Annotated in this window: 14 protein-coding genes; 8 read left to right on the forward strand and 6 right to left on the reverse strand. The window is 34.6% G+C overall.

Annotated elements, in window-relative coordinates; translation table 11 throughout:
- Positions 1-50: 50 nt before the first annotated feature.
- Positions 51-2,387 carry an ATP-dependent helicase gene (locus E0F89_RS13740; RefSeq protein ID WP_131910347.1) on the reverse strand — a complete coding sequence of 779 codons (2,337 nt, stop codon included), beginning with the start codon at positions 2,385-2,387 and terminating at the stop codon, positions 51-53.
- Between the two features lie 340 nt (positions 2,388-2,727).
- Positions 2,728-3,495 carry a sulfite exporter TauE/SafE family protein gene (locus E0F89_RS13745; RefSeq protein WP_131910348.1) on the reverse strand — a complete coding sequence of 256 codons (768 nt, stop codon included), beginning with the start codon at positions 3,493-3,495 and terminating at the stop codon, positions 2,728-2,730.
- A 125-nt stretch (positions 3,496-3,620) separates the two neighbouring features.
- On the opposite strand from E0F89_RS13745, the gene E0F89_RS13750 reads away from it, so the two are divergent.
- Positions 3,621-4,142, forward strand: coding sequence for a DUF7935 family protein (locus E0F89_RS13750; protein ID WP_131910349.1), 522 nt, complete (start codon positions 3,621-3,623; stop codon positions 4,140-4,142).
- A 102-nt stretch (positions 4,143-4,244) separates the two neighbouring features.
- Here the strand turns inward: E0F89_RS13750 and E0F89_RS13755 are convergent, their stop codons facing one another.
- Together E0F89_RS13755 and E0F89_RS13760 are read right to left on the reverse strand one after the other, a co-directional pair.
- Positions 4,245-6,308, reverse strand: coding sequence for a M1 family metallopeptidase (locus tag E0F89_RS13755; protein ID WP_131910350.1), 2,064 nt, complete (start codon positions 6,306-6,308; stop codon positions 4,245-4,247).
- A complete protein-coding gene (locus E0F89_RS13760; protein WP_131910351.1) occupies positions 6,305-7,006 on the reverse strand; it encodes a transposase in 702 nt (233 codons plus the stop codon). Before E0F89_RS13760 ends, E0F89_RS13755 begins: the two co-directional genes overlap by 4 nt.
- 99 nt (positions 7,007-7,105) lie before the next feature.
- On the opposite strand from E0F89_RS13760, the gene E0F89_RS13765 reads away from it, so the two are divergent.
- Entirely contained in the window at positions 7,106-7,843 is a 738-nt protein-coding gene (locus E0F89_RS13765) for a Dph6-related ATP pyrophosphatase (protein WP_131910386.1), read from the forward strand.
- Between the two features lie 410 nt (positions 7,844-8,253).
- Here the strand turns inward: E0F89_RS13765 and E0F89_RS13770 are convergent, their stop codons facing one another.
- Both E0F89_RS13770 and E0F89_RS13775 read right to left on the reverse strand, forming a co-directional pair.
- Positions 8,254-8,802 carry a DUF1697 domain-containing protein gene (locus E0F89_RS13770; protein ID WP_131910352.1) on the reverse strand — a complete coding sequence of 183 codons (549 nt, stop codon included), beginning with the start codon at positions 8,800-8,802 and terminating at the stop codon, positions 8,254-8,256.
- 125 nt (positions 8,803-8,927) lie between these two features.
- Positions 8,928-10,841 carry an ORC-CDC6 family AAA ATPase gene (locus E0F89_RS13775; RefSeq protein ID WP_131910353.1) on the reverse strand — a complete coding sequence of 638 codons (1,914 nt, stop codon included), beginning with the start codon at positions 10,839-10,841 and terminating at the stop codon, positions 8,928-8,930.
- A 238-nt stretch (positions 10,842-11,079) separates the two neighbouring features.
- Between E0F89_RS13775 and recG the strand changes: the two genes are divergently transcribed.
- The 6 genes from recG to E0F89_RS13805 all read left to right on the forward strand — a co-directional run bounded on the left by recG (position 11,080) and on the right by E0F89_RS13805 (position 21,138).
- Entirely contained in the window at positions 11,080-13,185 is a 2,106-nt protein-coding gene (gene recG / locus E0F89_RS13780; protein WP_131910354.1) for an ATP-dependent DNA helicase RecG, read from the forward strand.
- Positions 13,186-13,622: 437 nt separating this feature from the next.
- A complete protein-coding gene (locus E0F89_RS13785) occupies positions 13,623-14,681 on the forward strand; it encodes an efflux RND transporter periplasmic adaptor subunit (protein ID WP_131910355.1) in 1,059 nt (352 codons plus the stop codon).
- Positions 14,682-14,762: 81 nt separating this feature from the next.
- Positions 14,763-17,858: an efflux RND transporter permease subunit gene (locus tag E0F89_RS13790; RefSeq protein WP_131910356.1), complete on the forward strand. Its 3,096-nt coding sequence runs from the start codon at positions 14,763-14,765 to the stop codon at positions 17,856-17,858.
- A gap of 76 nt (positions 17,859-17,934) precedes the next feature.
- Positions 17,935-19,248, forward strand: a complete 1,314-nt coding sequence (locus E0F89_RS13795; protein WP_131910357.1) for a TolC family protein — start codon at positions 17,935-17,937, stop codon at positions 19,246-19,248.
- 28 nt (positions 19,249-19,276) lie between these two features.
- Entirely contained in the window at positions 19,277-20,140 is an 864-nt protein-coding gene (locus E0F89_RS13800) for a bestrophin family protein (protein ID WP_131910358.1), read from the forward strand.
- A gap of 74 nt (positions 20,141-20,214) precedes the next feature.
- Positions 20,215-21,138, forward strand: coding sequence for an AraC family transcriptional regulator (locus E0F89_RS13805; protein WP_131910359.1), 924 nt, complete (start codon positions 20,215-20,217; stop codon positions 21,136-21,138).
- Positions 21,139-21,141: the final 3 nt, after the last annotated feature.

Consider the following 21,141-nt stretch of genomic DNA (forward strand, 5'->3'; position numbering starts at 1 on the left):
CAGGTTCTGCAATCTTGCGACAACGTTGAACCTGAAACTTTAAACTTTTTTTATCCAATAATATCCAATTTCGCAAAACGCAAAAGCAATTTTTTTATTCCGCCAACTTCAAATTTGATTTCGGCTTTTTTGTCTGCTCCCACTCCTTCAAGGTTTAAAACTTCACCTTTTCCAAAACGTTCGTGCATCACTATATTACCGGCAACCAGTTTGTTATCAAATAAGTTAGCACTTCCTGTAGCGACATTATTGCTAACAGGCTTCAATTTACGAATATTTATCTCTGCTTTTGGTTCATTATCTGAACTATATTTTGTCGGAGGAGTTCCATTAGCTGGTTTTGCAAGACGCAATTTGGATTTATCCACATCTCCAAAAATATCACTATCAATCATTGGCTTGTATCTGTAATTATTTTCAGGAGGTGTCATATATTCCAAATACTGACTGTCGATTTCCTCAATAAAACGGGATGGTTCGCTATCGGTCAATTTTCCCCAACGGTAGCGTGATTGTGCATACGTCAAATAGGCTTGGTGCTCAGCACGGGTTAAAGCCACATAAAACAAGCGGCGTTCTTCTTCGAGTTCACTTCTGGTGCTCATACTCATGGCGCTTGGAAACAAATCTTCTTCCATTCCTACCACAAAAACATGTGGAAACTCCAATCCTTTTGCCAAGTGAATGGTCATCAATGCCACACGATCTTCATCACTGGTATCTTTGTCTAAATCGGTTGCCAGAGCCACATCCTCCATAAATTCAGATAAGGCGCCACGGGCTCCATCTACTTCTTTTTGGCCGTCCGTGAAATCCTTAATACCGTTTAATAACTCCTCAATATTCTGAATTTTAGCCATTCCTTCCGGAGTAGCATCTTTCTTTAATTCCTGAATTAATCCTGTTTTTTTGGCAACATGATCAGCAAGATAAAACGCATCCTGATTTTCATTTATAGCCTGAAAACTCTGAATCATCGTAACAAAATCGAGTAGTTTTTGCTTAGTTCCCGAATTCAGTTTTAAATCAATTCGTTCTATGTTTTGCATTACTTCAAAAATCGAACGCTTGTAGTGATTGGCGGCAATAGTCAGTTTTTCGATCGTTGTATTCCCGATTCCACGTGCCGGATAATTAATCACCCGTACCAACGCTTCTTCATCTTTTGGATTAATAACCAATCGCAAATAACACAAAACATCTTTCACTTCTTTTCTTTGGTAAAAAGACAGTCCACCATAAATTCGGTACGGAATATCTCTTTTTCTCAGCGCATCTTCCATCGCACGGGATTGCGCATTGGTACGATACAAAATAGCAAAAGCACCATTAGGCAACTGATTCTGCATTTTTTGTTCCCAAATGGTACTTGCCACAAATCGGCCTTCTTCATTATCTGTTAAACTGCGGTGGACTTTTATCTTTGGACCAAAATCATTCGCAGTCCAAACTATTTTGTCCAGTTTTACTTTATTTTTATCAATAATCGTGTTTGCCGCTTCAACAATATTCTTTGTAGAACGATAATTTTGTTCCAGTCTAAAGGTTTTCACTCCTTCATAATCTTTCTGGAAATTTAGGATATTATTGATATTAGCACCACGAAAGGCATAGATACTTTGCGCATCATCACCAACCACACAAATATTCTGAAATTTATCAGATAAAGCCCGCACGATTAAATACTGAGAGTGATTAGTATCTTGGTACTCATCTACCAATATATAGCGAAAACGGTTTTGATATTTGGCCAGAACTTCCGGAAAACGTGTCAATAATTCATTGGTTTTTAATAATAAATCATCAAAATCCATTGCCCCTGATTTGAAACAGCGGTCGACATAATTTTGATAAATTTCACCCATTCGAGGCTTTTTAGACATCGCGTCCGCTTCTTGTATCTCCGGATTATTGAAATAGGCTTTTACGGTAATTAAACTGTTTTTGAAATTTGAAATACGGCTTAAAACCTGTTTTGGTTTGTACACATCGCGGTCCAACTGCATTTCTTTGATAATTCCGGAAATGGCTCGCAACGAATCCTGAGAATCATATATAGTAAAGTTGGAAGGATACCCAAGATGTTCGGCTTCCGAGCGTAAAATTCGGGCAAAAACCGAGTGAAATGTTCCCATCCAAAGATTTTTTGCCTCACCGGCACCTACGATATCCGAGATTCGTTTTTTCATTTCTCGGGCAGCCTTGTTGGTAAATGTAAGAGATAAGATACTGAACGCATCGATACCCTGACTCATCAAATAAGCAATTCTAATGGTCAACACCCTCGTTTTACCGGAACCAGCACCCGCAATAATTATCATGGGTCCGTCTTTTTGGAGAACGGGTTCGCGTTGGGCTTCATTAAGTTGATCGATATATTTGTGCATGGAAATTTTTGAATTATTGTATGCAAAAATAAGCATTAAAGATGTAAAATTATACTTTTATATGAAGCTAAAAAACCATTCTTTATTTGTTGAACCAAATGAGAAATATCAGTTCGTTTATGCACTTTTTTTAGCACTATATTCTATTATAAACAGTCCTTAATTTTAAACCTATAAGTCATTTAAATTAAAGAAACTGATTTTTCAAAAAATTGATATTAGTGCGAATATATGTTAAATCGCTCTTTGTAAAGTTGTGTTTTGTCAAAATGAAGTATTGGTTTTTCTTGTCTTAATTCAAATTAAAAACTGATATGACTTATATGTTTAACACCTGTATTCATTTAAAAAACACATCGTACGCAAAACGGATTAAAGTCCCTACAACCACAACCAAAAAGAAAATCCGAATAAAACTATTTCCTTTATTAATGGCCAGTTTTGCACCAATCCAACCGCCCAAAGCATTGCTGGCAGCCATTGGCAAGGCAATTGCCCAAATGATTTTTCCTTTTAAAATAAACAAACAAATAGAACCGAAATTTGTCGCCAGATTCACCATTTTAGCATTTGCGGAAGCGTGCAAAAAATCGAAACCCATAATGGCAATAAATGCCACGACCAAAAAACTTCCTGTTCCCGGTCCGATAAATCCATCGTATAAACCAACTACAAAACTGATTCCAATCGCATTCCATATTTGGGTTCTCGGAGAATGATTTTTTTCAATGTGTTGTCCAAAATTTTTCTTAGCATAGGTATAAATCACTAAAAACGAAAGAACGACCAACAATAACGGTTTCATGAAATCATTGCTCACATAAGTCAATAAAGTGGAACCCAAAAATGCCGAAGGAAATGCCAAAAGCATCATAATCGACAATAGTTTCCAATTCATATCCACTTTTTTCAGATACTGGTATGCTGCAAAGGAAGTGCCGCTAAAAGCAGGAACTTTCAAGGTTCCAATTACGGTTGCAACTGGTAAAGTAGGTAATAAAATCAGTCCCATAGGTGTTTGTATTAATCCGCCACCGCCCACAATTGCATCAATAAATCCTGCAGCAAAGGCCGCTAAACAAAGTAAAACTAAAACGTACGTTTCCATTATATTAATTTAAATATTCCTGTTACGGTAGACAAAAATACTATTCGGATCGGTTTATTGCTATTAAATAGATATAGATTTGTACTCGAAAAAGTATATTTTTGCTTTTAAAATTTTACATCAAAATGGAATCAATAAAAATCATAGAAATTCTGGCGTACACGATACCTTCATTAATCACCGGTGGAGTTGCCTATTACTTATTTAACGCTTATTTCAATGACCAACAAAATACAAGACGCTGGTTGTTACAAAAAGACGCCCAAAAAGACGCTTTACCTATACGCTTGCAAGCTTATGAGCGCATGGCATTGTATCTGGAACGAATTAATCCCACCAAATTATTAATTCGTATTGCACCAATTTCTAATGATAAAAACGATTATGAAAATCTTATTATTTCACAAATCGAGCAGGAATTTGAACACAATTTAGCCCAACAAATATACATGTCAGACGAATGTTGGACGATTATTGTCACGGCAAAAAACAGTACCATTCAAATGATTCGTAAAGCAAATATTAGCGATCGTGTAAACAGTGCTGATAAACTACGGGAAGTAATTTTGAATGATTTAATGGAAAAACAATCTCCAAGTAATGCTGCTTTGGCTTACATCAAAAACGAAGTGAGTCAAATGTGGTAAACTTATGACGTTAAAAAAAAACTAAAATTCACTAATTTCATCAGGGATAATCTTTTAAAATTAGTGAATTAGCGGTTATTAAATCCTCGCTAAAATCAATTCTTACTCTTTCAATAGTCGATTCAATTGAAATTGCTCGGCTTCATTTAATTCCAAAACTATTCTTTCCAAAGAAACTCTCATTTCTGGATTTTTTAATAATTTTCGAATATTATCTCTCCCAAATTTCGAGAATTGCCACATATGATGTGTAGTTGCATTAACCAAATTTCCCAAAACAACATCATTTATTATTTTGAAAGCAAGCAATTTCTCCAAAGCATTTTGACGTGTATTCGCTTCGTAATCGATTGATGAATACTGTATTAATTCGGTTTCCAAAGCTCGTTTATCGATAGCATAAGCTGGCGTTGACAAGGCCAATGTGAGCCACAATGTTCGTAAATTATAATCATTAAAACCCATCCAGGTTTTTGATTTATCCAAATATTGAATGCGTTGTTCCGGAAAATTACTCCATAAATTATACAGCGCAATTTCTTGTGTTTGATACGATTTATCCCCTAATAAAGTTTCATATTGCGTTCTGAAACTCTCTGGAATTTCATTCAATGATGCAGCAACCGTTTGGCGCAATTGCACATTTTTAGTTTCTAAAGCTAAAATAAAAAGACTCTTTTTATCCTCCCATTTTTCATTTTTCACTTGATTCAGAATCGTTTCTTTTACCGAAAAATAAACATCAGATTGCATTGTTTTTTCCAAAAAATCTCTTTTCTCTAACAACGGTTTGTTTTTTAATTTATCAACTTCAAATAGGATCTGAATCGATTTATTATTAAGTAATAAACTATTGGCTTGTTGCGTATTGAAAACGGTAGTCTCAAGCCATACTTTACTAAAATTAGCCAAATCATATCTTGATATTTTCCTGATTTCAGCAAAGAAATCCTCAGTATTCACATTCTGAAATGCATGTTTTTTCAAATACTTTTTCACCGCTTTTTTAAATGCCTTATCTCCTATTTCTTCATGTAAAACAAAAAGTGCCCAAGCTCCTTTTTGGTAAAAAGTCAACGAACTGGCTTTAGCATTCAAAACAGGAATGGTATCCGTTCGGGAAGCAAATTTTAATTGTGATGCCGACTCATTTAATTTGGAATAAAAATAATCTTCTCCATAGATTTCCTTTTCGGCCAGCAACGCATAATAGGTAGCAAAACCTTCCTGCAACCAATGGTGTTTTCCGCTTTCGGCAGTGACTAAATTTCCAAACCACTGATGCGCTAATTCATGTGCATTTACATTTGTGTAACTTCTGTCCTCAAAACCTGTGGAATCGACCACATAACGCGTGTTGAAAAGCGTTGCTGATGTATTTTCCATTCCGGCGTACAAGAAATCCCGAACGGGCACTTGTTTATAAATACCCCAAGGATACTTTACTCCTATTTCTTTTTCTAAAAAATCAAACATCGTTTTAGAACCGCGATACGTTGGGTCAAATTTGGTAACGTCTTTTGGTTCCAAATACATTTCTAATGGAATTCCCGACTTTGATTTATGGATGTTTTTTTCAAATTTTCCGATGGCAAGCATCAATAAATAGGAACTCATTGGTTTTTGCATTTGATATTGCCAAAGCGAAAGTCCATCAAGTCCTGATTTAAATTTCAAAATTCCATTTGAAATTACCTGATACTCGTTATTGCATACAATATTCAAATTAAAAACCACTTTTTCATTCACATCATCAAAGCTCGGAAACCAATGGCTGGTGTATTTTCCTTGTCCTTGTGTCCAAATTTGTACATTATCATTTGCTTCTGAACCAACGAAATAAATAGTTTGTTTTGGCTTTGCCAAATACTGAAAAGTCAGATTATTTTTTCCTTTTTTAAACGGAAAAATAATTTGCAATTGTTTTTGTGTATTGTTATAATTAACCGATTTTCCGTTCAATTTCAAATTAGAAAATTCCATATTTTGAGCATCAATTTTAATGGTATCAATGGATTTCAAAACGTCAAAATCATAATCAACATCTCCAGAAACTGATTTTTCAATTGGATTTACGGTAATTTTTCCGAGAACCGATTTAAAATTAACAAATTGGGTTTGTTGGGCAAACGTGAACGTGGAAATAAAAAAGAATAGATATTTCATTCTGAACTTGAATTTATGGAATCTGTATTCCAATTTTTTGGATTATTTTTTATGTAGTGATATATGGTATCGAATGAATTATAATTTCGGACGATATGATCGTGATAATTTGATTGCCAAATGGTATTTATCATTGGTTGTTCCGTTTCTTTGGTAGAGACGCACTGCAGTGCGTCTCTACGTCGTGCGTCTTTACGTCGTGCGTCATTACTATTAATTAATGTATTAATTTGTTTGGTGGTAACCGATTTAAAAATTGCAACAAACGATGATATGGAATTCGGTTTCCGGGAGAATTTTTGTGGTTTTGATTCCGAATGGGAATCAGATTCCAATTGTAGAGACGCACTGGGTAAAGACGCACTGGGTAGAGACGCACTGGGTAGAGACGCACTGCAGTGCGTCTCTACAGACGGGATAGAATTATCATTTTTTATTTCAACCAACAAATGAATATGATTGGGCATAACAACCCAATTATGGAAAAACCAACGTTCCCTAATTACAATTGATTTCAATAATTCCGTTTCAATGATTTTCCCATTATCGTTTAGTGTCATTTTATCATCAGCAATAGTTCCAAAAATACACTCTCTATTTTGAGCCACTAACGTAATGAAATAGATAGCTTCACTGGAATAATCCCAATTTTTTAATCTATTCGATTCGGTTTGATATCTATTTTTAAATAAGGGCATTTAAAATGATTATGCATGATTTTCAAAGTTACAAAGGTTTCCCAAACTAATCCATCTAATTTTGTAAGTTTACCTCCAATAATTCAGAAGATAATTACTTTGAAAAAGAAAGCCTTATTTAACTGGAGCAGCGGCAAAGATTCTGCGCTAGCCTTATATAAAACCCTCCAAAATCCTGAAATTGAAATTGCCTGCTTGTTAACCAGCGTAAACAAGCAATATCAGCGTGTTTCTATGCATGGTGTTAGAGTGGAATTATTGCAGCAGCAAGCAGAATGCATCAGATTACCACTTGAAATCATGCAAATTCCCGAAATGCCAACCATGGAAGTATATGAAAACGTTGTGCGTGAAACATTGGCCAAACTAAAAAGCCAAGGCATAACACATTCTATTTTTGGCGATATTTTTCTCGAAGATTTACGTAAATACCGTGAAGATAAATTGACCGAAATAGGTTTCGAAGGCGTTTTCCCGCTCTGGAAAATTCCAACTCACGAACTTATTCAGGAATTTATCAGTTTAGGTTTTAAAACGATTGTGGTTTGCGTCAATGAGCGTTTCTTGGATAAAAGCTTTGTGGGTCGTTTGATTGACCAGGATTTCATCAATGACTTACCTGAAAATGTTGATGTTTGCGGCGAAAATGGTGAATTTCATACCTTCACTTTTGATGGACCCATTTTTTCAAAACCAATTGATTTTCAAATTGGTGAAATTGTGTACCGAAAATATGAAAAACCAGAAAAACGAGGCTTCTCCGATACCGCTTGCGATACAAGTGTTTCTGATGCTTTTGATTTTGGGTTTTGGTATTGTGATTTGGTTGAAAAATAATGGATTTAAAGGTTAGAAAATACGCCGTTTTAAGATCGAGTTAATTAATATGTTTAAAATAGAAAAAGAGCATCAAAAGTTTTTTCAACTTATGAGTACTCCTTATCAAAAGTGCTTTATAACCCTAAAATTAACCAAAACTAAACCTTATTAAAATGTTTTTATAAGTACTTATAATTAACTTTTTAACTAAAATCGTAAAATAGTATGTTCCCTTATTTACACAAAGATATTTTAGATTATTCTTCTTGCAAAAGGTTGCGTCAAGTCATAAATGTTTTTTTCTATGTGAAAATAGATTCTGAAACATCCTTATTTCGACTCTAAAAAAATACCGCTAATTCGCAAATTTCAAATGGATGATAACATTTAAAAATTAGCGAATTAGCGGTTGAACTAGACTTAAAGTCTTATTCTCTTTCCTCGTACATTTTTAGCAATTGCGTCACTGTATTCCAATTTCGGATTGTTGCGATAACATTCAGTTTCTTCTCAATATATTTTTGGTCGAATCTGGTCTTTCCGGCGCCAACAGCATATTTTATAAAAATTCTGTTGCCATCAATACTGGCTTCATCCGGTTTGAATTGGCTAATTTTCAAATCGTTCATACTGGTACTTTGCAACGTGGTCGAAATAAAAGCCACATATAGCTTCTTAGTATCAATATCTTTTTCCTTCAAGAAAGGATTGTTCTTGAAACACGCTTCTAAATCAGCGGAACCAATCACCACAACAGGCACTTCATGACCAAAAGCCTTGAAAATTTCCTGCTTTATTTTGAAACCAACAGCCGCAGGATTTTCCTCCTCAGTATCCACAAAAACATTCCCTGATTGAATATACGTTTGCACATTTTGAAAACCAATGGCTTCCAAAGTCGTTTTTAGCGCCTCCATTTTTATCATACTGTGACCGGAAACATTGATACCGCGGAGTAATGCTAGATGAGTTGTCATTTTTTAAGCTTTTTATTTTTGCGAAGATATTGTGTTTTGTTCTAATTTAGGAAGTTTATTGAAATGCAATTTTATATCTGAGTAATAATTTTGAAATTATACTATTTACAGTTTATTATTTTTTACTAATCTATAGAATAATAATAGTTTTTTTCTCTTTGATCGATATTTAGTAATCCTTTTTTAAATAACACTTTAGAACTCCACAGTGAAACTTTTTGTATTGTACAACCCACAGCATCAGCAATTTCTCTTGCATTCATTGCTTCATCAATAGATAATGAAGATATTTGACCCAGTATTTTAATTTCAACTTCTGCATAATTTCCTTCTGTTTTTGGAATTTCAAGATGAATTATTTCAATCAATAATTCATCATCATCAAAACATCTTTTTACTTTAAATTTAACAACTTCATTTTCATCATAAATTTTATTGCATTTTGGACATCTATAACTTTTTGATTTTTCTTTAGTAAAATATGGATCAAAGGCATTTAATACATTGTCATAGATAAATCTAATTGCTGTATATTCATCTTTTTCTTCTGCATACTTTATATTGTATTCATTACAAATATCATAATCAATGCTATATAAATTATAACTTCCTCCATATTTTGACGCTATGTTTTCTGCTAAAAAATGAAGATGGAAATTTTCACATAAGATATTTAAATAATCTTTCCTTAAAGGGTCAATTAATAAATGACTAGATGGTCTATCAGGATGTTTATTTTTCTCGCTGACTGCTTTTGCAATAATTGCATTCCACATATCCATATAAAATCCTGATAATAATTTTCGTTTTATACTCCCTTGAAATTGACGTTGGTAAGTTTTTCTAGCTGAAGAAATACCATAATTTAATTCAGATAATCCAATTCTATTATCATTTGTTTGAGCTTGAATAAAAGAATGCTGAAGAATCATACCAATAGTGCGAGGTACTCCAATTGCTTCTTTTGTAATTCTTGAAAATGCTTGATCTTTATTACCTTTAAAAAGTTCTGTAATTGATATTTCTGGACAAAAAATACTAATTCTTTTAGCAATTAATAATTCTACGAATTCTTGCATTTTCTTAACTGCCGCCATAGCACCACCGTATCTTTCAACATATTCATTAAAATCTAACGGTATTGGAAAAATATCTCTGCCAACAATTATTTTATCTCCAAAATCGTATCTATCAGTAATAACACCTACTTTAAAAAACATCCCCATTCTGGAACCCAATAATGTCTTTAATAAACCGGAAAATTTTTGTTGAGAAATTTCGGATAAGTCAGAATACTCATCAATAAAAATATAGATATTATCAATTTTAGCCTTTTTCTTAATGTCATTTATTTTATTTAAAAAATCTAGAACATTAATTCCTCTTAATTGTGAATAAGATTTTCCCTCTTCTATATCTAAACTAGAGGATAATTTGCCATTAACTTCTATATCAGTTAACGATAATTTAGAAGATACTCCAGATTGTTCAGAAGTTTTACTTGAACTTGATATTGAAGTTTTTGATTCATTTCTTAAAGCAATTCCTTCTACAAGAACTTTTTCGATATAATCTAGATCATCTAATGCTGGATTTTCTTTTTTGAAAATTAATAGATAATTATCGTCGAACATAAGTTCTAATTGTTTTTTTAAAGATTCTATTATTTGTCTAACAAAATGAACTTCTATTAAATGTAGATTATCAGCGGAATCAAATAGTTCATTACAAGTACTTAAATCAATATATATTGGTAAGATTTTTTCATCATTAAAAATACTTTTTTTATTTTTTAATTTTGGTGATATTGTCTTTAAGCATTCATAATATCCACGTAATAAATTTGTCGTTTTTCCTGTTCCTCTTCGTCCAGAAATAAAATTATCTTGTTTTTGAAGTATACTTTGTAAGATACCAAAGTAATCAACAAAATATCCTTCTAGATTTTCTAATTCGTTAATTTTATCAAGTGTTATATAGTCGGCTCTTAAAATTGAGTTGAATGCATTTCCAAGATTTTGTATTTGTTTTGTCGTCATTTTCTCTTTTAATATTACCTGTTTAAAAAAAATAATTTGCTAAATAATAAATAGCATGATTAGTTCCTCAAATATACATATTTTCCTACTCCATTTCCAAACAATCGCATTTCCAGATTTCCAAACAAAAAACTATCTTCGCTCCATCAAATTAAAAATCCGTTTTAATCCGCGTTTTGTTATCTCGAGCGAAGTCGAGAAAAGCAAATCCGTGTTATCCGTGTCCAATAAAATCTAAATGCAAAACCTCCTACTTACTCCAATTGAATACCTCAAAGGCGTTGGTCCCAATCGGGGCGAATTGCTCCGTAAGGAATTGGGGATTTATAAGTATGTGGATTTGGTTAATTTTTTTCCAAACAGATACATTGACAGGACAAGGTATTACAAGATTAACGAACTGCAAAACAACATTGCCGAGGTTCAGATTATCGGTAAAATAATTAACATCAAAACCGTTGAGTTTGGCAGAAACCAAAAACGTTTGGTGGCGACTTTTGTCGATGATACAGGCCAAATGGAACTCGTTTGGTTTCAGGGTCACAAATGGATTCGGGAGAGTTTAAAACTCAATGAAATCTGTGTGATTTTTGGCAAATGCACCTCTTTTGGAAGTACTTTTAACATGGCGCATCCTGAAATTGAGTTGTTGAGCGAGCATGAAAAAAGCTTGCGCTCAGCCATGCAACCCGTATATCCTTCGACAGAAACCTTGACCAATCGAGGAATTTCAAACCGGGTGATTAATAAACTGATGCAACAATTGTTTCTGGAAACACAAGCGTTGTTTACAGAAACTCTGCCAGATTATTTAATCAACGAATTGAAACTGATTCCTAAAAAAGCGGCTTTATTCAACATTCATTTTCCAAAAAGCACCGAAGTTTTGGCAAAAGCCAAATTCCGATTAATATTCGAAGAATTGTTCTTTATTCAATTGCAATTAATCACGAAGAATCTCATTCGGAAACATAAAATAAAAGGACATCCGTTTGCAACCGTAGGCGAAAATTTCAATGATTTTTACCAACATCATTTGCCTTTTCAACTGACCAATGCACAAAAAAGAGTTATTAAAGAAATCCGAACCGATATGGGAAGCAACGCCCAAATGAACCGTTTGCTGCAAGGTGATGTAGGTTCCGGAAAAACAATTGTGGCCTTTATGAGCATGCTTTTGGCGCTTGATAATGGGTTCCAAGCCTGCTTGATGGCTCCCACGGAAATCTTGGCAAACCAGCATTTTATCGGTTTATCCGAATTGGCAGAAACTTTAAATATAAATATCAGAATCCTAACGGGTTCGACTAAAATAGCGCAGCGTAGAATTATCCATGAGGAACTGGAAAACGGAACGTTACATATTCTTATCGGAACGCATGCTTTATTGGAAGACAAAGTAAAATTCAAGAATTTAGGACTGGCTGTAATTGATGAGCAACATCGTTTTGGCGTAGAACAACGCTCTAAATTGTGGAAGAAAAATGTGATTCCGCCACACGTTTTAGTGATGACCGCTACGCCTATTCCACGAACTTTGGCGATGAGTTTATATGGCGATTTAGACATTTCAGTGATTGACGAATTGCCTCCGGGACGAAAACCAATTCAGACCGTACACCGATTTGACAGCAACCGTTTGAAGGTTTGGAAATTCCTTCGGGACGAAATCGCTTTGGGTCGCCAAATCTATATTGTGTACCCGTTAATTCAGGAATCCGAAAAAATGGATTTCAAGGATTTAATGGACGGGTATGAAAGTGTTTCCAGAGATTTTCCGTTGCCTCAATATTATATTTCCATACTTCATGGAAAGATGAAACCCGCCGAAAAAGATGCCGAAATGAAACGTTTTTCGGAAGGAAAAACCAATATTATGGTCGCCACAACCGTAATTGAGGTCGGCGTGAATGTCCCAAACGCCAGTGTAATGATTATCGAAAGTGCGGAACGATTTGGATTATCGCAGCTGCATCAGCTTCGCGGTCGCGTGGGCCGTGGCGCCGAACAAAGTTATTGTATCCTGATGACGAGCCATAAATTGAGTTCCGACAGCAAGACCCGAATGGAAACTATGGTACAAACAAACGATGGTTTCGAAATTGCCGAAGTCGATCTGAAGCTACGTGGTCCCGGTGATTTAATGGGAACCCAACAAAGCGGTGTTTTAAATCTTCAAATTGCCGACTTGGTTCGAGACCGAGATACTTTGGCTTTAGCCAGAAATTATGCATTAAAACTTCTGAAAGATGATTCGGGCATGCAAAAACCGGAACATGCCGCTTTGAGAGCTGTTTTTATCGAAATGACCAAAAAGAAAAATATTTGGAATTATATTAGTTAGATTAATGTGTGGCACAAAAAAAAATTACCTTGTCGGACATGTAAGTTCATCCAAGATACTGGTGATTGTAACTTCTATTGTTAATTTAAAATACTATAAATCAGTTATTTATTTGTTTTAAAAATTTTTAATTCAATAATAATTAAATTTATAAAAACTTATCTGTCTTATATGTTTCAACATGATGCTGTTTATTTTATTGCCTTAAAACCTCATTTTTTCAATTCTTGATTAAACCATTTGCGTTTTAAGAAGTCCTAATCTTTAGATTTATATCGGGCTGTATGAATTTTTAAAAAGCTTCTTTGATCAATTGTTAATATTTGTATGTACAAACGTTAAATTAAAATTAACAAATTCATAATTCCCGTTTCTAAAACCTAAATTTGTCATTTAACGAAAAATACTGAAACCTAATCCTACTTTAAACCATAAAAATGAAAATTAAATACCTAGTTTATGCCCTATTGACCATTGGAATCATAGGATTTATTGGATACCGAATCACAGAAAATAAAAGCAAAAGCGGAGATTCAAAAGATCCAAAAGGAAAAAGTAAATCGATGAATGTAAACGGAATTGTTGCAACACCACAAACTTTTGATAACAACTTATCCCTTTCCGGCTCTATTGAAGCTAATGAACAAGTCGAAATTCGAAGTGAAGTTTCAGGAATTGTAGAAGGTATTTATTTTCAAGAAGGCAGCAACGTAAGTAAAGGTCAAGTACTTTTTAAAGTAAATGATTTAGAATTAAGAGCTCAATTGAGACAAACGTCCACCAGAGAAGGATTGGCTTCAGAAAACGAAAGACGAGCCAAATTATTACTGCAAAAAGAGGCCATCAGCCAGGAAGAATATGATTTAGCTCGCGCTGATTTAAAATCGGCACAAGCCCAAAGTCAATTGATAAAAGCGCAAATAGCCAAAACATCCGTCAGAGCGCCATTCTCAGGGAAAATTGGATTGCGTTCTATTTCGCCGGGAACTTACATTACACCAGCGATTTTGGTAGCGAAATTAGTCAATACAGGAAAATTAAAAATCACTTTCTCTATTCCTGAAAAATACGCTAATCAAGTAAAAACAAACACCTATTTAACCTTTAAGGTTGCAGGTTCTGATGATAAATTTACCGCTAAGGTATACGCCATCGAGCCAGAAGTGGCAGTAGCGACCAGAACGTTACAAGTTCGTGCGATTGCCGAAAATAGCAGCGGAAAATTATTACCGGGAACATTTGCGGATGTCGAATTGCCTTTGGATATTATAAAAGACGCGATTGTAGTCCCTACTGAAGCTGTCATTCCGGTTCAAAACGGTAAAAAAGTTTTCATCTCCAGTAATGGTCAGGCCAAAGAAGTGATGATAGAAACCGCTACACGAACGGATGCTTCTATCTTGGTACTTTCTGGTTTGAAAGCTGGCGATACCGTGATTACAAGTGGTGTAATGTCACTAAAGAACGAAACTCCTGTAAAAGTTCTAATAAAATAATTTTAAAAGTTATTAATTATGAATTATGAGTTTCATTGTCTAACTCATACTTCATAACTAATAACTCATAATTCTAAAAAAATGAGTTTATCCACAACAAGTATTAGAAGACCTGTATTCACCATAGTAATTAATTTAGCGATTGTATTATTTGGAATAATTGGTTACACGTTCCTAGGGGTCCGCGAATTTCCTTCTATTGATCCGGCACAAGTTTCTATCCGAACGAATTATGCCGGTGCAAATGCTGACATCATTGAATCTCAGATTACAGAACCACTTGAAAAAGCAATTAATTCCATTGACGGAATTAGAAATGTAACATCTTCCAGTGCGCAAGGAAGCAGCAATATCACCATCGAGTTTAATTTGGATAAAAACTTAGAAGATGCCGCTAATGATGTTCGTGATAAAGTATCACAAGCCGTTAGAAATCTTCCTCAAGACATTGACTCTCCTCCGGTAGTTTCGAAAGCCGACGCAAATGGTGATGCCATCATTTCGATGACCGTGCAAAGTGATACCCGTAATGCGTTAGAACTTAGTGATTATGCTGAAAATGTAATTTCACAACGTCTGGAGACTATTCCCGGCGTAAGTGGAGTTCAAATTTGGGGACAAAAAAGATATGCGATGCGTTTGTGGATTGATCCTATTAAACTGGCTTCTTACGGCTGTACCGTATCGGAAGTGAGAGATGCATTGAATAAACAAAACGTTGAATTGCCTTCTGGAAAACTAACGGGAGACAATACGGAATTGACGGTAAAAACAGTGGGAAACCTTTCTACTGCTGAGGAATTCAATAATATCATTATCCGTACAGAAGGCGAAAAAGTGGTGCGTTTCAGCGATGTTGGATTAGCAAGCCTTGGACCTGAAAATGTAGAAACCAAAATGACACAATCCGGAACACCATTAGTTGGTGTTGCAATTGTGCCACTTCCGGGAGCGAATTACTTAGATATCTCTACTGCTTTTTATAAGGAATTCGAAAAATTAAAAAAGGATTTACCAAAAGATATTAAATTGAATATCGCCATTGACAATACAATTTTTGTAAAAAAATCAGTTATTGAAGTAGCGGAAACATTAGGGATTTCTATTGTTTTGGTAATTTTGATTATCTATCTATTCTTCCGGGATTGGGCAATTGCTTTCAGGCCATTGATTGATATTCCTGTTTCGCTGATCGCTACGTTCTTTATCATGTGGCTTTTTGGCTTTTCTATAAATGTATTGACATTATTGGCGATCGTTCTGGCAACTGGACTTGTTGTAGATGATGGAATTGTGGTCACCGAGAATATTTTCAAAAAAGTAGAAGAAGGCATGACGCCTATCGAAGCTGCGATCAAAGGATCTAACGAAATATTCTTTGCTGTAATTTCAATTTCAGTCACCTTAGCAGCGGTATTTCTTCCGGTAATTTTCCTCGAAGGATTTGTCGGGAGACTGTTTAGGGAATTTGGCGTCGTTATTGGCGCAGCGGTACTGATTTCGGCTTTTGTATCTTTGACATTAACTCCGATGTTAAATGCTTATTTGATGAAAGGCGGCGAGCAAAAAAAATCAAAATTCTATATCCGTACCGAACCTTATTTTCAACAATTAAACAGTGGTTACGCAAATTCATTAAGCCGTTTTATGAAGAAAAAATGGTTGAGCTTTCCTATATTGATTGCCTGTTTTGGATTAATTTATTTGTTTTTTAACCTTTTGCAAAAAGAAACCGCACCGTATGACGATCGTAGTGGTTTTGTCATGCGAATGTCCACACCCGAAGGTTCTTCTTACGAATACATGGATCGCTTCATGCAGGAAGTATCGCAGTTGGTCGATGACTCGATTCCGGGCAAAAAAGTAGCCTTGGTTATTACATCTCCAGGTTTTGGATCTTCATCGGTAAACAGTGGTTTTATTCGGGTATCATTGGTGCAACCAAATGAAAGAACCGATTCGCAAAAAGAAATTGCAGAGAAACTAACCAAATGGACCAAGCAATATCCTGATGCAAAAACATCCGTAATCGAGCAACCAACAATTGCCGTAAACCGACGTGGTGGATTGCCAATCCAATACATTATTCAAGCAACAAACTTTAAAAAACTGGAAGAAAAAATTCCTGTTTTCATGGATGAAGTTGCTAAAAACCCAACTTTTGCAGTTAGTGATGTGAATTTAAAATTCAACAAACCAGAAGTTAATGTCACCATTGACAGAGAGAAAGCGGAAAGTTTAGGAATTTCAGTGATTGATATTGCACAAACGTTACAGCTTTCCTTGAGCGGACAGCGTTTTGGTTATTTCATGAGAAATGGAAAACAATATCAGGTTATTGGACAATTTGACCAAAAAGACCGTTCGAAACCACTGGATTTAACGTCTATGTTTGTGAAAAATAACATGGGACAATTAATTCAAATGGACAATGTGGTATCTATTGAAGAAAAAAGTAATCCGCCACAATTATACCACAACAATCGTTACATGGCAGCCACTGTTTCTGCAGGTCTTGCTCCGGGCAAAAGTATCAGCGATGGAATTGATGCGATGAATGAAATTAAAGCGAAAGTTCTTGACGATACTTTTACAACTGATTTAGGTGGAGAATCCAGGGATTTTGTTGAAAGTAGTTCGAACACTGCTTTTGCATTTGGACTGGCTTTGCTTTTGATATTTTTAATTTTGGCGGCACAATTTGAAAGTTTTATTGATCCTTTCATTATTATTCTGACCGTGCCCATGGCCGTTGCGGGAGCTTTATTCTCCTTGTGGTTATTTGACCAGACCTGGAATATTTTCAGCCAAATTGGAACCGTAATGCTTATTGGTTTGGTAACCAAAAACGGAATCCTGATTGTCGAGTTTGCGAACCAGCTCCGGGAACAAGGCAAACCAAAATTAGAAGCCATATTAGAAGCTTCGGAAGCGAGATTACGACCAATTTTAATGACAAGTTTGGCCATTTCATTAGGCGCATTACCAATTGCGATGTCACTTGGAGCAGCTTCTACCAGCAGAATTGGAATGGGAGTCGTTATTGTAGGTGGAACTATTTTCTCTTTAGTGTTAACGTTATTCGTTATTCCAGCGATGTATTTAATGTGGTCAAGAGCCAGAAAACACTATCCAGAATTTGATCATATTGAAGAATATGAAAAAGATTTTAACTAATTTCAATGCAACGCTGATGCCTCAGAATATAAAGATTTAAAGAAAATCTTTAATTGCGAAGCAAAAAAATATAATTATGACACACCCTAAAATACTATTTCAAAGTTTAATACTACTGCTGTTTTTCGTAACAAAAATTAATGCACAGGAAGTTTTGACATTAGAAAGCGCGGTTAAAATAGCCTTGGAAAACAATTACGAAATAAAAATTGCTACCAATAATTTGACTATTCAAAAAACAAATGTAGCCATTGGAAATGCGGGAATGTTACCTACTGTTACTGCTAATGTATTTGATAACAATAGTATTCAGAATAGTTCTCAAACACGTCAGGACGGGACAGAAAATGAATTGGATAACGCTAAAAACAATAGTTTGACGTATGGCGTCGGATTAGATTGGACCATTTTTGATGGTCTGCGTATGTTTGCCCGAATGGATCAGTTGAAGGAGTTGCAAAAATTGGGCGAAGCACAATTAAAATTAACCGTAATCACAAGAATCAGTGATGTGAATGCCGCGTATTATGATTTGGTACAGCAACAACAACAATTAGCTGCCTTGGACACAACAATCGTTATTTCAAACCAGCGATTGACCTTAGCACAAAACAGATTCACTATAGGAAAAGCGTCTAAGTTAGAACTTTTGAACGCTCAAGTAGATATGAATACGGATCAGGTTGCGTTGTTACGACAAAAAGAATTGTATGCAAACAGTAAGATTTTGTTAAACCAATTGCTGGCAAGAGATGTTGCTACAGATTTTAAAGTAATTGATGTTCTAAAAGTAGATTCCTTATTATTACTGCCCGAACTAAAAGCCTTAGCAGAAAAACAAAATCCACAATTAGAAGCACAAATCATAAATAAGAGAGTCGCTGAATTAGAATTAAAACAAATAAAAGCGGCACGTTATCCTACCGTTCGAGTGAATACTGCCTATAATTTCTCAGAAAGTCAATCCAGTCTGGGATTTGTGGCACAATCACAATCTAGAGGTTTGAACTATGGTTTCAGCGCTTCATTGAATTTATTTGATGGTTTTGCACAAAACCGAAATGAAAAAATCTCCAAAATTCAAATTGAAAATTCTAAATTAAATATTGATCAGCAAAACTTAGCTCTAAATTCACAATTGGCTACTTCCTATCAAACGTATTTGACAAATTTAGAATTGATTGCTTTGGAAGAAAAAAATGAATCGATTGCTAAACAAAATTTGAACATAACATTAGACAAATTCCGCATTGGAACTATCACTACTTTAGAATTCAGAACCGCACAATTGAATTATGTGAATGCCAAAGTGCGCTACAGCAACGCTCAATTTCAAGGAAAATTATCTGAAATTGCGCTTCGAGAATTGGCAGGAAATCTTATTTTTTGATTTACTTTTGTTAAAAAAAGCATCTTAAATGATTTCATACAATACAAAAGACTGGATTACTTTTATTTTTAAATTGCAAAAGGCAGATACCTTTAGAACATTGCTGCCGATAATGTTTGCCATCGGAATTTATTCTGGGATTATAGGCTATTTAGAAGTAGAATACTGGAAATTAACTGATAAAAGTTATGTAAAAAACATTACTCTTATGCACGGGATGCTTGGTTTCGTGATCTCATTGTTGTTGGTTTTCAGAACTAATACAGCTTATGACCGTTGGTGGGAAGGACGCAAAATGTGGGGTGCTTTGGTGAATAACAGCCGCAATTTTGCCATTAAACTTTCGGTAATTTTAACAGATGAAAAAGATTTAGCTTTCTTCAGAAAATTAATTCCCAGTTACGCTTCTATTTTAAACAAACATTTAAAAGATGAGGAAACCGGCAAACAGCTATTTGATGATGTCGATTTAGAAATTGACCACCACAAACACAAACCCAATCAAGTCGCTAAAATGTTGTTTCAGAAGATTAATGATTTATACGATTCCAAAAAAATTACGGGCGATCAACTGATCATTTTAAACGATGAAGTAAAATCGTTTACTGATATATGCGGCGCTTGTGAACGAATTAAAAACACGCCTATTCCCTATTCCTACAGTGCTTTTCTTAAGAAATTTATTTTCTTTTATGTACTAACTCTTCCTTTTGGATACGCTATCAGTTTAGGTTATTACGTTATACCGGTAGTTGTCTTCATTTTTTATGTTTTGGCTAGTTTGGAGTTAATTGCGGAGGAAATTGAAGATCCTTTTGGAACCGATGAGAACGATTTACCAACTCAAAAAATTGCTGAGAATATCAAAAAACATATCGAAGAATTAATTTAAATTTTGTTAAACTGCACTTTGATTAAAATTATTTTCATTAAATTTAAACTCTACCTTCCTTTAAGTTTAAAACTATGAACAGTAACCGTGCTTTTATAAATCCACCTCTTTTATCTAACGAGAAATCGTTGAAAACATTAGTTGAAAACAGAACCGTTTATTCGTTGAACCATTGTGAGCTGAACCTTTTTGAGACTTATGAATCTTCAGCGTTGGTTCCTTTGAAGTTTAATGATTTTGTGGTGACCAGCATGTTACGAGGCAAAAAAGTAATGCATCTTTTTGACGATCCGGGATTTGTATATTTACCAGGCGAAACCGTTGTTATTCCGTCGAATGTAGAAATGAAAATTGATTTTCCGGAGGCTTCAAAAAATAATCCTACGCAATGCCTTGCTTTGGCGATAGAACAAACAAAAATTACGGATACATTACAGTTTCTGAATGAGCGTTATCCAAAAGAAGGAAACGACCAATTCTGGCAATTGAACTACCAAAATTATTTTTTTTATAATAATATCGAATTAGCCACGACGATTAATAAGTTAATTAAAGAATGCATGAGCACGTCGATTACTAAAGATGCTTTAGCTGATTTAACTTTGCAGGAGTTATTAATTCGTATTATTCAGACACAAACTGCCAAAGCAATTGAGGACGGTTTGTTTACGGATCCAAAAAATCCTATTACACAAGTAGTGGAATTCATTCGGTCTAATTTAAAGGAAAATTTCAGCATGAAACATTTGAGCGAAAAAGCATGCATGAGCACTACATCGTTCTATCGTTTTTTCAAAAGAGAATTGGGAATGAGTCCTATTGAATTTGTTATTGGCGAAAAAATGAGATGTGCAAAACAATTGCTCAAAAATCCTTCCATACAAATTAATGAAGTTTGTTATTTATCCGGATTTGAAGATTGTAATTATTTTATTCGTTTGTTTAAGAAACATGAAGGAATAACACCTAAACAATATCAATTATTGTTTGTCAACTAACTT

Source organism: Flavobacterium caseinilyticum, assembly GCF_004349085.1.
GTDB classification, from domain to species: Bacteria; Bacteroidota; Bacteroidia; order Flavobacteriales; family Flavobacteriaceae; genus Flavobacterium; species Flavobacterium caseinilyticum.